Raw genomic sequence first — 16964 nt, 5'->3', positions numbered from 1 at the left:
TATTAAACACTTTGTTTAGTGCCGATAACTTAGTCGCTGTTATCGCTTGTGAATTGATAAGTTTCTGTGTTGTTGACGGGTAATACAACGCCACCGCCGCGGCTTTGCTGCCACCAAAAATTCAGGCGTATTTTATTACCGCTGCCTACCTCATTCATGGTGTCGGTATCATACATGCGGCCATTCACCATTACATATTTAATATTATCGCTATGGCGGATATCTTCCAGCGGGTTCTGATTTAAAATAACCATATCAGCTAATTTTCCTCTTTCAATTGAGCCGATCTCTTTATCCATTCCCAAATAAGCCGCGCCATTTATAGTTGCGCTGCGCAGTATTTGCATTGCAGACATACCACCCTGACCCAGCATCCACATTTCCCAATGTGCCCCCAAACCCTGTAATTGTCCATGCGAGCCGAGGTTTATCTTCGTGCCGCCATCACTTATTTGCTTAACATATTTTGATATTTCTATATGCCCATAATCGCCATATTCGGATGTTGTTCTTCGGCGGGAGCGCGCGTCAACCGACGTTGGGGGCACATAGCTCAGCAGGTTATCGTTCTTCCAAACCTCGCTTCTGTCAAACCAGTAATTCTCGCCAAATTGGGTTCCGTAAGCAACGATCAAGGTAGGAGTATAACCGGTTTTGCTATTGTTCCATAATTGCTTAACATCTTTATAAACGGGCCAAACAGGTATGTTGTGTTCAATGCCGGTGTGCCCATCCAATATCATATTCATGTTAGTAAAAAACGTTGAGCCGCCTTCAGGCACCACTTCTAACTGTAACAAGCGCGCGGCTTCAATGATTTGCTGTCTTTGCTCACGACGGGGCTGATTATAGCTTTTTACCGAAAACGCGCCAACAGCTTTCAGCCTGCGCAGGTGTGATAAGGCATCGTCCAGGTTATTGATCACCGCTTTAAAATCGCCATCAGCTCCATACAAAATGGTGCCTGTTGAGTAAACCCGGGGGCCAACCATGTTGCCTGCTTTCAGCATATCATTCTGACTGAAAACCATCTCGGTATTGCTTGATGGATCATGCGCTGTGGTTACACCATAAGCAAGATTGGCATAATAGTTCCAATCCTGCTGCGGACTAACACCATCCGGACTTGGATTTAAATGCGCGTGTACGTCAACTAAACCCGGTATAATGGTTTTCCCTGCCAGATCAAATACTTTTGCATCGGCAGGTGGCTGTATTTCCGCCGTTTTACCTACCGCCACTATTCTGTTTTGTTCAATAATAATAGTCCCGTTTTCTATTACCTCATCACTTCTCATAGTAATGATGCGCGCGTTAATAAGAGCGATCTTGCCAGCTGGCACATCAGTTTTTAACTTTAAGCCTATATCCACGCCAACAGTATCCAAGGCAGGGGTTTTGTCTGTACCGCCTTCAACAAACGGAAATGCATTTCTAATATCCCGGGTGAAATATTTAGGACCCAACGTCCACATCAACTTTTGGCTGTCTTTACTCCAATGAATGTAAGTTCCAGCATCTCGTGTAAGCTTATTCAATGGCAGCGCTTTGTTTGTAGCAGATAGCTCCTGCGGGCTGCCACTGCTTACCATTGGTGTTACATAGCAATTAAAAAGTTCAGTAAATGCCATCCATTTACCATCAGGACTCGGAGCAAATTGTGTGGCATATTTTGAAGTATAAAGAGTTCGTTGGTTGGCGCCGCTAACATCCATTACCTTAAAAACCTTACTGCCGTTCTCGTTAGTTTGAAAATAGATCTTACTGTCGTCGGCAGAAAATTGAGCGTTGATGCCCGTTTTACTCAGCAATTGGGGCTTGCCACCCGTAACAGGTATAGTGTAAATGCCAGGGTTAAGGCCAAAAGCATAGCCTAATACATTGTTGCCTTCGCCTTTTCTGTAAATGAGTTTATCGCCTTTGTTAGAAAAGCGCGGAGTATAGTAAAAACCTTTATCAACAGTAACGCGTGTAACCTGTTTAGTTGTAAGATCAATAGTATTAATGGCGCCTTTCAACTCGTCGCTCCATGAAACGTAAGCTAATTTTTTACCATCCGGACTAAAAGATGGTTCATATTGAAAATACCGCATGGTATCAACTCTTACAAGTTCTCCTTTTGGTAGCTCTTTCAAATAAATATATCCGGCAGCATTAAAGGCAACAAACTTGCCATCAGGAGAGGTGGTTAGCTGTCTTATCATTTTAGGTGTGAACTCATCCTGGAAAACCTTTTGCTGAAAGTGAAGCGCGTCAGTAATGGTTTGTTGAGATGTAACTTCAAACGGTATGTTAGCGGCGGTCAACGCATCAGTATCCAGGTTCCATATTTTTCCTTTAGCATAAAATATAATGTGGTGGCCATCCGGCATCCAGTTAAAGTTAGGGTAGGTGCCAAAAATGGCCCAGGTTTCCTGTTGATCATGTGACAAGTCATCGTAAACAGACCATTCTTCCGCAGTCTCTAAATTGCGTATAAACAAAGCTGACTTTAGCCTTGAACGTTTTACAAATGCCATCAACTTTCCATCTGGCGACAGCTGAGGACGACAAGCGCCGCCTGAACCACCGGTTACAGTTTCAATATCGCCTGTTTTACGGTCGAGTCTTTTAATAGAATAAATACCCGCGTAAGGGTCTTTGTTGTATTGAAATGTGGGGCCGGGCGTAACGTCTTCGCTCCAGTATATGTAATTACCGTCAGGAGACACTACAGGTTCTCCGGCATCTTGCTGATCATTTTTGCGCTTTGTTAATTGAATGCCCTCGCCGCCGGTTTTGTGGTATAACCACATTTCGCCGGCTCCTAATGAACGTGTGCCTGTAAAGTGCTTACGCGCCACCAGATATTGCCCGTCAGGTGTCCAGGATGCATTATTTAATAGCCTGAAAGTTTCTTTGGTAACAGCGCGCCTGTTGCTGCCATCTGCGTTCATTGTCCAGATGTTATCTGCACCATCGCGATCACTGGTAAAAGAGATCTGTTTACCATCCGGACTAAATCTTGGTTGTACTTCCCAACTTTTTCCGCCAGATAATAAAGTAGCTTTCCCGCCTGTAACAGGCACGCTGTATATGTCGCCCAAAAGGTCAAATACAATGGTCTTACCATCAGGACTTACATCCAGATTCATCCACGTTCCTTCATCAGTTGTGATGGTAACTTTTTTGGAGATGCCGGGCGGAGTTTCAACGTTCCATTTGGTTTGAGCGGTTGCTGATAGCGATACAGCAATTATTAGGGAAAATATAGACAGTACCTTCATCATTTCATCTTTACAGGTCAAAGTTAAAACTATTGATACATTTTAATAGTTTTGGAACTATCATAAAAAGCATGACTATTCAGCAAATCCTAAAAACTTATTGGAACCACGACGCCTTCCGGCCCATGCAGGAAGACATTATTCAATCGGTTTTGTTAGGATTTGATACCTTGGCGCTTTTGCCAACAGGTGGTGGAAAATCAGTTTGCTTTCAGGTGCCTGCTTTAGCTAAACCGGGTATCTGCATAGTAGTATCTCCGCTTATCGCCTTGATGAAAGATCAGGTGGAAAACCTAAAATCAAAAGGCATTGAAGCTGTAGCCATTGTATCGGGCATGGGCAACCGAGAAGTGGATATTGCTTTGGATAACTGCGTTTATGGTGGTGTTAAGTTTCTGTATTTATCTCCAGAACGATTATTGTCAGAACTGGTGCAGGAGCGCATCAGGTATATGAATGTCAATCTGTTGGCGGTTGATGAGGCGCATTGCATATCGCAATGGGGTTATGATTTCCGGCCACCTTATCTTCATATTGCCTATCTTCGCAAGCTTCATCCCAATGTGCCCGTTTTGGCTTTAACGGCCACTGCAACAGCTGACGTAAGAAGTGATATTCAGGATAAGCTGCTTTTTAAAAAGCCAAATGTTTTCAGTAAAAGCTTTGAACGGAGGAATATTGCCTATGTAGTAAGGCATGAAGAAGATAAGTTGCGCAAACTGCTTGAGGTGGTGAACGGTGTAAAAGGCAGCGGTATAGTTTACGTTCAAACCCGCCGGGAGTGTGCAGAACTGGCCAAGTTTCTTGTAAATAACCGCATTAAGGCCGATATGTACCACGCCGGCCTGACCTCTGATGAACGCGCTAAAAAACAGGAAAGTTGGAAAAGCAACCATACACAAGTTATGGTAGCAACCAACGCCTTTGGTATGGGCATAGACAAACCAGACGTAAGATTTGTTATTCACAAAGACGCGCCTAACAGTTTGGAAGCTTATTACCAGGAGGCCGGCAGGGCGGGGCGTGACGAAGCGAAAGCCTATGCGGTGCTGTTGTACAATCAAAGTGATCGCTACAAAATGCTAAAAAAGTATGAGCTCAGTTTTCCTTCCGTTGATGAGATAAAACGGATTTATAGCCATATAGGCAGTTATTATCATATTGCTTATGGGGCAGGAGCAGGGGTAAGTTTTGATCTTGATCTGGGCGATTTTTGTTCTAAGTTTAAGTTAGATGTAACCAAAACCATTAACGCTTTTAAGTTTTTGGAGCGCGATGAATATATTAGTTTTAATGAGAGCGTATTTTTACCATCTCGTTTCAGGTTTGAGGTAGAGCACGAAACGTTGTACAACTTTCAGATACAAAACCAGGGTTGGGACGCTTTTGTTAAATCCATCCTTCGATCATATGGCGGTGCGTTCGAGAGTTACGTACGATTAAAGGAATTTGATGTCGCCCGCAGAAGCGGCTTAAGCGTGCAACAGGTTATTGAGGGATTAAAGCAATTGCAGGAGTACGGGCTGTTAAGTTACTTCCCACAAAACGATCAGCCGCAACTTACTTTTATTAAGCCACGCCAACAACAGGTGTATATTAATACGGCTTATATAGAAGAGCGCAAAGCAATGTATAAACGCAAAATGGAAGCGGTGTTTGCTTACGCCTCACATAAACAGTGCCGCAGTCAGTTATTACTGGCATACTTTGATGAGCCCGGCGCGGATAAATGCGAGGTATGCGATGTTTGTCTGGAAGAAAAAAGGCAACATAGCGCAGCCGATACCCGCGATGAAATTACCAATGATATTGTTCAGCTATTAGGCAGTTCCCCGGCCGATCTGGATAATTTAGTAAGCGCTATAAAAAGCGGTACCGAAAAAGAAGCGCTTGATACTATTCGGCAATTATTAGATGCCGGCAAGATCCGTTTCAACGGCGAAAAATACTATCTATAGCCTATTCTTGAGTTCAAAATTCACCCTTCTCTTAATTTTTATCGGAGTTTTCGCCGATGCAAATAAGTCGTTCACCGACAAAAACCCGCACGTTGTCTAATACACACTAACTGGCTGTAACGTTTTCCGGCTGAGGTCGTCATAATGGTGTATTTAAAAACAATAAGATATTAAAAACTAAAATATAAAGTCATGAAAACTAATATAATAACTCTGATCGCTGTAGCAACTTTAGGTTTAACCACTACAAGCAAAACTTTTGCAAAAACTGCAGACAGTAACTATGTAACCGTTTTAAATAACGCTACTAAAATTAACAGCATTGAAGCTAATGGCAACGTTGAAGTATACATTGTTAGCGGCGCTAAAGATGGTGTTAAGGTTTTTGACAGCTACTATAACCAAAATGCTTTGGTACAAAACGAAAACGGTGTTTTACGTGTAACATCATACAAAAAAGAAAAATTGGTAATTGAAGTTACCGTTACTGATCTCCGCTCTATCACCGCTACCGGCAACGCGGTTGTAAAAGCCGACGGAAGACTTTCAACCATAGAATTAAACGTTGATTTGAGCGATAATGCCCTTGCTCAGCTAAAGGTGGATGCGCTATCAGCAAAATTCAACGTCAATGATCGTGCAAAAGCGGACATCAGCGGAACAATTGAAGATTATGAGTTGAACTACAGCCGTTCATCATCAGTAAACAGAACTGATTTGGCTGCCACCAACCGTGCTGAGAAAATAACAACCCCGCTTTCTCAACCTGCTAAACCGGCAATTGCAGACGTAACAAACATTGCCAGTCTTTAATTTAACTTTTGCAAAAGTTCATCATATATTCTAAAAAAGCTACCCTGATGAGGGGTAGCTTTTTTAACTCAAAGTATTGCCGGCCTGCTTATTAAAGGTATCTTTACGTAACAGTTAAAGATTAAAACATAAGGCAAAAACAAGTGTTGCCATAATTCAAAATCTACATTTATGAAAGTTCCTTACAAATTTATTGGCGCGGCATTTTTAGCAACTATTTTATTTACCAGTCAGGCATGTAAAGAAAATTGCCTGCAAGGATCGGGCAATGAGAAAACAGACAAGCGGCAGTTAACCGCTTTTAGTCAACTGGAAATAACTGGCAGCTTTAATGTTACATTGGTTCAGGACAGCTCAAATGCTGTAACAATTACAGCAGACGATAATATTGTAAGTGTAATAAAAACTGACGTTAGCGGCGATAAACTTAAAATATCATCAGACAAGAAAAACCTATGCAGCACTAAAGAGATAGCGATAACTATTGGCGTGCGGAATCTGAAAGCAATTTCCGCTTCCGGCGCAATTGACATGGCTTCAAGGGGGCATCTTAATTTAGGCGATTTAGATATTGATCTGGCCGGCGCTACTAAGTTGAATTTGGATGTTACTGCGGCAAATATTGAAACAGAAGCAAGCGGTGTAAACGAAATTACATTGAAGGGGCAGGCTCGTTCGCACAAAATTGAGTTTAGCGGCAGCGGAAATTTAAAAGCTTTTGATTTGGTTACAGGCAATTATAATATAGAAAGCTCTGGCCAGAGCGACTGCGAGATCAACGTTTTAAACGAATTAAACATACACACCACCGGTGCCAGTGAAATAAAATACAAGGGAACGCCGACAAAAATTAACAAAAGCAAAACAGGTGCCTTAACACTTACTAAAACAGATTAACAAATTCAATACATCAATTATCACAATTTACTCAACCTAATTCATGAAAAAAGTAGTCAAAATTATTGTCTATTCGGCAATAGTATTGGTGGTTTTGGTTATAACCGCCGTGGTTTACATTACAACTGCGCTTCCCAATGTTGGAGAACCTGAAAATATAAAAGTAGAACTCACCCCGTCTCGTATTGCCCGGGGTAAGTATCTGGCAACCAACGTTGTCGTATGTGTGGATTGCCATTCTCCGCACGATTGGAACAGACTTGGTGGTCCTATGGACACTACCCGCTTAGGTGCCGGCGGCGAAAAATTTGATGCCGGTGTTGGCTTCCCGGGCAGTGTTGTTGTACCAAACATCACCCCATATAATTTAAAAAGCTGGACAGATGGTGAGCTTTTCAGAGCAATCACCACAGGGGTTAGAAAAGACGGGTCTGCTATATTCCCATTAATGCCATGGAAGTTTTATTCAAAAATGGATAGGGAAGATGTTTATGCAATTATTGCCTATGTGCGCACACTGAAACCTATTGAGGCTACCCACCCAAAAGCAAGTCTTGATTTTCCCTTAAATATTTTGGTGCACACTATGCCGCAAAAAGCGGAGTTGGGAAAGATCCCAAATCCTGCAGATTCTGTCGCCTATGGCAAATATCTTGTAACATCTGCCGGATGCATGGATTGCCACTCGCAGGATAATAACGGCGAATATTTGCCAGGTTTAGAATATGCCGGCGGCAAAGCCTTTAAAGTGGGCGGAGTAACTGTTCATTCAGCAAACATTACACCCGATGCCAAAACGGGTTTAGGTAATTGGACCTCTGAGCAATTCGTTGCAAGATTTAAGTCGTATGCTGATGCTTCGAAAGCACCGCTTGTTAAACCTGGTGAATTCCAAACCATTATGCCGTGGTGGAATTATGCTAACATGACTGAAACTGATTTGAAAGCAGTTTATACCTATCTGCGTACGCTTAAACCGGTTAAAAACGAGGTGACAAAAATTACCGTCAATTCCGCTCAGAATAGCATGTAAAATCTTAAAAATAAATTCTTATTTTTGCGCCTCGAATTTTATGACCGGCATTGCTATAGGTCATGATTTCGAGGCTTTTAATTTAAAAATATCAAACATGAATATTCAACAGGAAAAGATCGATAACCTGAATGCAGTTTTAACAATCAATATTGACCCTGCCGATTATCAGCAGCGTGTTGACAAATCAATAAAAGACCAGGCTAAAAAAGCAAAATTGCCTGGTTTCCGTCCGGGTATGGTTCCAGCAGGCCATATCAAAAAAATGTACGGTAAAAGCATTTTGGTTGACGAGATCAATAACCTGTTATCCGATACATTAAATAACTACATCACAGAGCAAAACTTAGAGGTATTAGGTCAGCCGCTTCCAAAAGTTGATGACAGCAAACAATACAACTGGGATTTTAACGATCAGTTTGAGTTTAACTATGAAATTGGCTTAGCGCCGGAGTTTGCAATTGACTTTTCATCAGCCGATAAATTAACTCAATACGAAATTAAAGTTGATGACGAAACTTTAGCTTCACGTATCAAAAACATCCGCAGAAGCTATGGCAAAATGACAAACCCTGACGTATCGGCAGATGATGACGTGCTTTACGCGCAATTAACCCAGCTTTCTCCGGATGGTTCTGTTTTTGAGGATGGCATTATCAACACAACATCTATACGTTTAGACCAAATAAAAGATGACGCTATCAAAGCTTCATTAATTGGTTTGAAAAAAGATGATGAGTTAGTTTTTGATATTCAGAAAGCTTACAATAACGACGCTCCAAAAATTGCCGCTATTTTAGGTATCGACGAAGCAGAAGCTGAGCAGGTTAAATCAAATTTCAATTTAACGGTTAAGAATGTTAACCGTTTAGAGGAAAGCGATCTTGACCAGGTGTTCTTTGACAAATTATTTGGTGCAGATGCGGTAACTGACGAAGCCGGTTTCAGAGCTAAAATAACTGAAGAATTGGAAAGCATGATGCAGCAGGATGCTGAGCGCAAACTGCAAAACGACATCTACAACTATAGCTTGGAAAAAATTCAGTTTGAATTGCCTGATGAGTTTTTAAAACGTTGGTTAAAAGCTACCAACGAAAAACTAACCGATGAAGAGTTGGAAGGCGGTTACGCTGATTTTGCTAAAAACCTTAAATGGACTTTGATCGAAAACAAAATCATCAAAGCGAACCAGATCGAAATTAAATACGATGAGGTTTTTGCTTCAGCTAAAGCAAGCTTAGATGCTCAATTCAGAATGTACAGCCCTCAGGCGCTTTCAGAAGAGCAATTAGGCCAATACACCGTTCAATACCTGCAAAACAAAGAGAATGCAAACAAAGCTTTTGAAGAAGTAAAAGCCCTTAAAACAATTGATTACATTAAGAGCGTTATTACTTTGGATAAAAAAGAAATAGCTTATAACGAGTTTCAGAAATTAGCTCAGTAAGTTTATCTTAACATATTAAAGAAAAGCATCTCAAAAGGATGCTTTTTTTTGTTTTGGGGTATTTTGTCTGAACCAGGAACTGTAGGATTAAAGGATTGCAATGATGGAATATAAAACATAGTAAATCCTAAAATAGTTCAAATCATAAAAATCATAGTTCAGACATCAGAGTCTAATTTTACTTTTTGCAAACTTTATCATTAAAATATTATTCAAACAAAAACTATATTTATCGCGACATAACTCGCAATTAACTTCTAAAAATACATAATATGACAAGCATACCTAATAGAAACGAATTCAGAAAATACGCTGTTAAACATCATAGAATAGGCGGCCACCATGTAGACAAATTTATGGCCGGAGTGGATAGGGTGAACTTACCAACCAGCTTTACACCTTATATTTTAGAGGAGCGTCAGCTTAATGTACAGGCTATGGACGTGTTCTCGCGTTTGATGATGGACCGCATTATTTTCCTTGGCGATGCCATTTATGATCAAAACGCTAACGTAATTCAGGCACAGCTGCTATTCTTACAATCAGCTGATGCTAAACGCGATATCCAGATCTACATTAACTCTCCGGGTGGTTCGGTTTATGCAGGTTTAGGTATTTATGATACCATGCAATTGATATCAAATGACGTTGCAACCATTTGTACCGGTATGGCCGCATCAATGGGAGCGGTATTGTTATGTGCTGGTGCGGAAGGCAAACGTGCTGCTTTGCCACATTCAAGGGTAATGATCCACCAGCCATCAGGCGGTGCTCAGGGTCAGCAATCAGACATTGAGATCACTTACCATGAGATCACCAAATTAAAGAAAGAATTGTATCAGATCATAGCTGATCACAGCGGAGCACCTTACCAAAAAGTTTGGGATGCATCTGACCGTGACCACTGGATGACTTCAGAAGAAGCCAAAGAATTTGGTATGATTGATGAGATTTTAAAAGGTGCAAAAACAAAATCAAAGTAATTTGATTATAAATGAGTAGTTTAAAAAGTTGACTGAGCGGGTAATTGCATTTGTGCTCACCCGCTTAGTCACCTCAACCACTCATTAACATTGCTTTATAAAAAGCAATTAATTAACTTTGTTTACATTACAAATCAAATGAATAAAAACAGCAAAGAAATAAGGTGTTCGTTTTGCGGGGCTGGCAAGCAGGATTCTCTTATGCTGATAGCAGGACTTGACGCGCACATCTGTGATAAGTGTGTAAATCAGGCCAATGAAATACTCGCCGAAGAGTTGAAGGTACGTAAGGTGAAAACCTCAACTACTGCTCCGGCTGTTTTAAAACCTGCTGAGATCAAAACTCACCTTGATCAGTACGTGATAGGGCAGGATGATGCCAAGAAAATTTTGGCAGTAGCTACCTACAATCACTATAAAAGGCTTAATCAGCGTGTTGATAAAGATGAGGTGGAGATTGAAAAATCAAACATCATTATGGTGGGCGAAACCGGTACTGGTAAAACGCTTTTAGCTAAAACTTTAGCCAAAGTTTTGAATGTTCCTTTTTGTATCTGCGATGCCACCGTATTAACCGAAGCCGGTTATGTAGGTGAGGATGTGGAAAGCATTTTAACCCGTTTGTTGCAAGCTGCAGATTATGATGTAGCCATGGCGGAACGCGGCATAGTATACATTGATGAGGTTGATAAAATAGCACGTAAAAGCGATAACGCTTCCATTACCCGAGACGTATCTGGCGAAGGTGTACAGCAGGCTTTATTAAAAATACTGGAAGGTACTATGGTAAACGTACCACCGCAAGGTGGCCGTAAGCATCCCGACCAAAAGATGATCACTGTTAACACCAGCAACATATTATTTATTTGTGGTGGTGCTTTTGATGGCATTGAACGTAAAATAGCAAACCGTTTGCGTACGCAGACAGTGGGTTACAAAATCAACGGCAACGATGCGGAGATCGACTTAAAAAATCTGTACAAATATATTACTCCTCAGGATCTGAAATCATTTGGATTGATACCAGAGTTGATCGGTCGTTTGCCGGTGTTGACTTATTTAAATCCGCTTGACAGAGAGGCTCTATACAATATACTAACTGAGCCTAAAAACTCGTTATTGAAGCAATATAAAAAGCTGTTTGATTACGAAGGTGTTAAACTGGAGTTTGAAGATGAGGTGCTTGATTTTATAGTGGATAAAGCAATGGAGTTCAAGCTTGGCGCGCGTGGTTTACGCTCAATTTGCGAGGCTATAATGATAGACGCCATGTTTGAGTTCCCTTCAAAAAAGGATGCTAAAAAACTAAATATAACCCTTGATTATGCTTTAGAAAAATTTGAAAAAAGCGATCTTAAAAAATTAAAGGTGGCTTAACAAAGTGTGCAAAGCCAAAGGCTATATTTAACGTAATAAACATTGAACCCCGGCACATTGCCGGGGTTTGTTGTATTAAAAAGAGTTGTTATGAACGAAGAATTAGATGTAAAAAAAGACGGAGCACACCCCAAAGTTAGAGAAGTACAGAGCCCCATCCGTCCGGGACTTAAAACAAAAGATGCAATTGTTACCAACTGGCTGCCGCGTTATACAGGTAGGCCGCTTGATCAGTTTGGTGACTACATCATCTTGACCAACTTTTCAAAATACATTCAGCTGTTTTCTGAGTGGAACGATAACGCGCCCATAATGGGGTTGGATAAGCCGATGCAAAGTGTTACTGCTAATGGCATCACCATTATTAACTTCGGCATGGGAAGTTCTGTAGCTGCAACTGTAATGGACTTGCTAACGGCTATACACCCCAAAGCTGTTATATTTTTGGGCAAATGCGGAGGGCTAAAACGTAAAAACAATGTAGGCGACCTGATATTGCCTATAGCAGCAATACGTGGAGAAGGTACATCAAATGATTATATGCCACCGGAAGTGCCGGCTCTGCCTTCGTTTGCTTTGCAGAAAGCTATTTCTACCACCGTGCGTGATCTGTCTTTGGATTATTGGACAGGTACTTGCTATACAACCAACCGCCGCGTTTGGGAGCACGACAAAGACTTTAAAAAGTATCTGAAACGCTTACGTGCCATGGCGGTTGACATGGAAACCGCCACTATATTTACCACGGGTTTTGCTAATGGCATACCAACCGGAGCACTATTATTAGTATCAGACCAACCAATGATACCTGAAGGCGTTAAAACCACAGAAAGCGACTCGAGTGTTACCGCGCAATATGTGGAAACACATCTGAAAGTAGGAATTGAATCGTTAAAGCAATTGATCAATAACGGATTAACTGTTAAACATCTTCGGTTCTAACGTAATTAGTTGCCTATTGTAACTTGTTTTATTGCCTCCCTGCCGTAAAATATCGGAAAGTACATCATTTCGGCTTTTGCCGGATTAAGATTGTATTTTCCGCTGTAACGCGGCATTAAATCAATAGAAAATTCATATTTACCCTGTTTTAATTTGCGGCAAAATATACTTACGCGCTCTTTAAAGTATTCTCTGTGTACTTCGTTGTTCAGCCACGATTGACTCTTGTTGTCATATGAACATCCCGCAGGTATTGGAATGTTGATCATAATATATTCAGCATCTCCTTTTACGTCAACTTCGGCCTTAAGTATTGCCGATTGCCCGCCTTTCAGGGTAGTTAACTTATTTCCGTTCTTTTCAAACCAGGTTGAAACGGCAAAGTCTTTATTTACTTTTTGGGGATCATTATTAAAGTATTGCTGATAACCGGTAATGTATACGGGCAAGCTACCGTTTTTCTTTACAATGAGTCTTTCTCCGTCAAATGTTTCGCTATGAGGAAAATTAGTAATGGTTGTATTTTTTGCACCGGAAAGAATCAATGACGGCGCGGCAGACTGCTGGCCAGGTAGTAAAACGTCAGGCAAAATGGTTTCTAATATTAAAGCGGTTTCGTAAGTATTGCGCCACTCACCATCATGGTGTTGCTCAAGGAAATAGCCGCGAATTTTGGCAAGCAGATTAGCGCGCTTTCCCTCAGCCTTCAAAATTTTATATCCCAGTATACTTAATTGTATTGAGTTGTCAAAAAACTGAGTATTATTTTCGCCCCAATAGATATTACCGAATAAGGTACGCTTTACAGTATTCTGCAGATTGCTTGTATTTACAGTCAGACCTACCTGTTGCTTTAAAAGCATTAGCCGGTATTGATCATATAGCGAGGGCTTCTTTTGATCTGTTAATTCTTTATCAATAGCGGTAATATATTGCTCATAATTTACCTTGGCATTTAATGTATTGAGCAACTGCAGGGAAAGAATTTTGTCAACACCCTTATAGGTGTTCATTTGGTAAACCAAATAATCTGTCAATTTATTTTGGTCTATCCGAACGCTGTAGCCTGCTTTTTTGGCCTCGGTTAAAGCCTCTATGGCGTGTAGGCTTATCCAAACTTCCTCATCTGCATCTTTCCACCATCCCCATAAACCCTGGCCGCGTTTGTTACTTTCCAGTGTTTTGATCACTTCATTTATATTCCTGTCCCACTTAAACGGCGTGCCTAAATATGTAGCAATACGTTTCTCAGCAAGCAAGCCTTTTAGCTTAGATGCCAGTTGTTCATTACATTGATAAACGTAATCGCGCAAGCGCCTGGTTTCCTCGGCCAGTGTCGGCAAAACAGATGCTTCTGCCCGGAAAGTTACCGGTCCCATTTTTGGATCAAAGTTCATGGTGATAGTAGTGTCTTTGTCTAAAGCTTCAAAAAAGCCTTTAGTTTCTGTAACGCCACGTTTTATAACAGGTATTTTTCGTTGTTCGCCATCAAAATAGCCGCTTTCGCGTTGAATGTTATACTCAAATACAAGGCTGTCTCCCGGTGTTATATTCACTTTAAAAGTATCAATAACCGAGTTGGTTACTTCCAGTTTGCTTTGCTTAAGTACAGCTCCATTTAATTTAAATGTGCGGTTCAGTTTAGCAGTGTCGGTGCCATAATTAAGTACTTTGCCTATTACGTTAAGTTCATCTCCTTCAATAACAAATTGTGGTGTTGCCAAATTTGCGCTTAGTGGTTTAAATGATTTTATCTGGGCCTCTGCCGAACCCGTTTGACGGTTCGGTCCAATGGCCGCTACAAATGTGCGCCAGTTGGTGATATCATCCGGAAAAGTGCTTGTGAAACTTGCCTTACCATGGGCGTTGGTGGTTAGTTTGGGTTGCCAGTACGCATAATCAGAAAAATTCTTTCTAAGGGTTCCTGTAGGCATTTCTTGTCCAGATGTTTTTTCTGCTGCAGTCGCTGCCGCTTTCTTTTTAGTGGTTATAACAATAACACCATTGGCGGCTCGTGCGCCGTAAATAGCCATTGCAGCTTCAGGTTTCAAAATGGTGGTCTCTGCAATGCTATCGGCCGCTATGTTGTCCATGCTTTCAACTGGAACCCCGTCAACGATGATCAATGGCTTGTCGCCTCCGATTGATGAATTACCACGAATTGAAATGCCTGCAACTTTTCCTTGGAGTGTAGATATTGACGCTGTTAAGTTTGACCTTTTTTGTATCCCATATCCTACAACGACAACCTCGTCCAAATGTCTGGATAGTTCTTTAAACACAACATTTACCATGGTGCCTGGTCGGATAGGTACTTCTTGTTCTTCATAACCGATAGAAGTGATCACTAAAACTCCAGACTTTGGTACCGGAATATTGAACTCACCCGAAATATCTGTGACAGCATATGCTTTATTCGTCCCTTTTATGCGTACCGAAGCACCTATGATTGATTCGCCATTACTGTCGGTAACTCTGCCCGCCATTCTATCGGTAAATGTTGAAAGGTCTAAATATTTATCGTTAAATAATTCCTTTAGTTTTTCAGCATCGCTTGCCGACCTGCGGTTAGCGTCATCATCTGCTATTCTGTTTATTATAATATCATTTATTCCCTTGCTAACTTCATCAGGAGCGTGAGCAATTAACTTAATATTATAATAATTCAAGCCATTGGGTTTTACCGTTATGTTATCGGCCAGGTGGTACGCATTATTTCTTAAAAGGAATAAAACGCGATAGTCATTGCCTGCACCTAAGCTACCAAGATGCGTGTTGTTACCCGGATATATGCGCATGTAGTCCGGATCGCTTTTTTTATAAATAATGATATTTTTTATAAACAGGGCCGGGTCGTTCTTTCCGTCAGGCATAATGATCAGATCGCCTCTTAGCTTATCTGATATAACAGGATTGTTAAAAAGTGTTATTGTTTGGCTGCGGATATCCAGAAAACGTTGCCACAGGGAATCTACTTCTTTGTTTGTTAATGTGTATTCCCAAAATCGTTTACTTTTATCTAACGGTGAATGAAAGGTTGAGAAAGGGTAACGCGTTGGAATACTCTTTTGCTTTAGTAACCCAGGTTCAAACAAATAGGAGTAACGTGGCTCTACTAAAAAGGACCGCCATGGCTGCGTTTTAACATTCAAAAATGCCGTGTTAGGCAACAAAGGTCCAACCAATAATTGCCCGTTGTAGGTGTTGTTAACCGGGCTTTGGTTTAATAAAAGGAGTGTATTATCCTGTTCAATGGTTGTTAGTTTAGCACCGAAGTTGTTCACAACTTTGATCAGATATTTATCAATATTATCTGCTTCATATTTAGTCAATTCAAATGGCGCTTTGGCAACGATGATGCGTTGATTGTTTATGGTATCGTTCACGCTAAAGATCAGTTTTTTGCCCTCTTTTACAAATACAGTGTCAACTATTATGTTTTCATCAATAGTTCTGAATTTAAAGCTATGCCTTCCCGGTGTTACCCTGAAACTATACCTCGAGAGTTGCTGGGCTTGATCAAAATAAACAGGTACAGCATCAATATATAATATATGAATTGGGCGGATCTCGCCGTTTTTTACTACAAATGGCGATACCTGAGTTAAATTGTCGGGAGCGGGTTCTTCAATTTTGTAAATGCTGGAGGGATGCACAAATCGATAATACTCAATAGCATCAAGTTTCAGTTCATTACGCCATCGTTGCCAGTTTAATGGTAGGGTTAATAAGCCTGTTTTGTTACTTAACTCGCTGTATGGTTTTACTTTAACAGCATTTGGTATGTTACCCAAATACGGTATAAATGGTATATTGTAGTTTGGAAATTTGCGCGTTAATGACCATGCAGTTATATCCGTATTGGCAACTGGGTTTCCGTTGGCATCCGTTACTGTTATATCTGTGTTGATTTGTTGGGTGGGATATACAGCGAGTGGTTGTTTGATATCAATATTCAACATTTTATCAGCATAGCCAATATCTGCATAATTGTACTGCGTAACTCCTCCCCAAATGTAACTTGCAGAAAACCTTACAGCACCGGAGCGTCGATACCTTATTTTGTAAAAAGGCGCGCTATCGTTTCCCGAATCATAAATTTTTTGGTTGTCACTTATCCAATACCAAAAGGGTAATTTATGCGGATTGCTGATCTTTACAAACAATGAATCGGCCGTTCTGTACCCCGAAATGCTTAATTCCGGTTGAATAGCGCTCATTTGCAGCGTATATTTTAAACTGTCTGTT

General features: G+C 40.9%; 10 protein-coding genes and 2 pseudogenes. 8 read left to right on the top strand and 4 right to left on the bottom strand.

Annotated features, from left to right (window positions below):
• Positions 1–29: 29 nt before the first annotated feature.
• On the bottom strand, positions 30–3287 hold the full coding sequence (locus CLV57_RS12545; RefSeq protein ID WP_317044590.1) for an amidohydrolase family protein: 3258 nt from the start codon (positions 3285–3287) through the stop codon (positions 30–32).
• A gap of 50 nt (positions 3288–3337) precedes the next feature.
• Here CLV57_RS12545 and CLV57_RS12540 point away from each other — a divergent pair, with 50 nt between their 5' ends.
• The 8 genes from CLV57_RS12540 to CLV57_RS12505 all read left to right on the top strand — a co-directional run bounded on the left by CLV57_RS12540 (position 3338) and on the right by CLV57_RS12505 (position 12716).
• Positions 3338–5224: a RecQ family ATP-dependent DNA helicase gene (locus CLV57_RS12540; RefSeq protein WP_100341738.1), complete on the top strand. Its 1887-nt coding sequence runs from the start codon at positions 3338–3340 to the stop codon at positions 5222–5224.
• Positions 5225–5416: 192 nt separating this feature from the next.
• Positions 5417–6037 (top strand): GIN domain-containing protein, encoded by a 621-nt coding sequence (locus CLV57_RS12535; RefSeq protein WP_100341737.1) that lies wholly within the window; start codon positions 5417–5419, stop codon positions 6035–6037.
• A gap of 171 nt (positions 6038–6208) precedes the next feature.
• Positions 6209–6934: a head GIN domain-containing protein gene (locus CLV57_RS12530; RefSeq protein ID WP_100341736.1), complete on the top strand. Its 726-nt coding sequence runs from the start codon at positions 6209–6211 to the stop codon at positions 6932–6934.
• 43 nt (positions 6935–6977) lie between these two features.
• Positions 6978–7967, top strand: a complete 990-nt coding sequence (locus CLV57_RS12525; RefSeq protein ID WP_100341735.1) for a c-type cytochrome — start codon at positions 6978–6980, stop codon at positions 7965–7967.
• 97 nt (positions 7968–8064) lie between these two features.
• Positions 8065–9414 carry a trigger factor gene (tig, locus tag CLV57_RS12520; RefSeq protein WP_100342836.1) on the top strand — a complete coding sequence of 450 codons (1350 nt, stop codon included), beginning with the start codon at positions 8065–8067 and terminating at the stop codon, positions 9412–9414.
• A 272-nt stretch (positions 9415–9686) separates the two neighbouring features.
• The gene (locus CLV57_RS12515; RefSeq protein WP_100341734.1) at positions 9687–10397 is read left to right on the top strand and encodes an ATP-dependent Clp protease proteolytic subunit; all 711 of its coding nucleotides are present in this window, start codon (positions 9687–9689) and stop codon (positions 10395–10397) included.
• Between the two features lie 138 nt (positions 10398–10535).
• Positions 10536–11774 carry an ATP-dependent Clp protease ATP-binding subunit ClpX gene (gene clpX / locus CLV57_RS12510; protein ID WP_100341733.1) on the top strand — a complete coding sequence of 413 codons (1239 nt, stop codon included), beginning with the start codon at positions 10536–10538 and terminating at the stop codon, positions 11772–11774.
• A 90-nt stretch (positions 11775–11864) separates the two neighbouring features.
• Positions 11865–12716 carry an AMP nucleosidase gene (locus CLV57_RS12505; protein WP_100342835.1) on the top strand — a complete coding sequence of 284 codons (852 nt, stop codon included), beginning with the start codon at positions 11865–11867 and terminating at the stop codon, positions 12714–12716.
• Positions 12717–12721: 5 nt separating this feature from the next.
• Here the strand turns inward: CLV57_RS12505 and CLV57_RS18770 are convergent, their stop codons facing one another.
• From CLV57_RS18770 to CLV57_RS18760, 3 genes and pseudogenes are all read right to left on the bottom strand, one after another.
• The gene (locus tag CLV57_RS18770; protein WP_394339447.1) at positions 12722–14440 is read right to left on the bottom strand and encodes an alpha-2-macroglobulin family protein; all 1719 of its coding nucleotides are present in this window, start codon (positions 14438–14440) and stop codon (positions 12722–12724) included.
• Positions 14417–14551: pseudogene (locus CLV57_RS18765) on the bottom strand (alpha-2-macroglobulin family protein); the annotation flags it as partial. The gene CLV57_RS18770 and the pseudogene CLV57_RS18765, both read right to left, overlap by 24 nt.
• 174 nt (positions 14552–14725) lie before the next feature.
• A pseudogene (locus tag CLV57_RS18760) lies at positions 14726–15202 on the bottom strand (carboxypeptidase-like regulatory domain-containing protein); the annotation flags it as partial.
• Positions 15203–16964 lie beyond the last annotated feature (1762 nt).

The organism is Mucilaginibacter auburnensis (assembly GCF_002797815.1).
Taxonomy (GTDB): domain Bacteria; phylum Bacteroidota; class Bacteroidia; order Sphingobacteriales; family Sphingobacteriaceae; genus Mucilaginibacter; species Mucilaginibacter auburnensis.
This window is presented reverse-complemented; position numbering and strand designations above follow the sequence as displayed.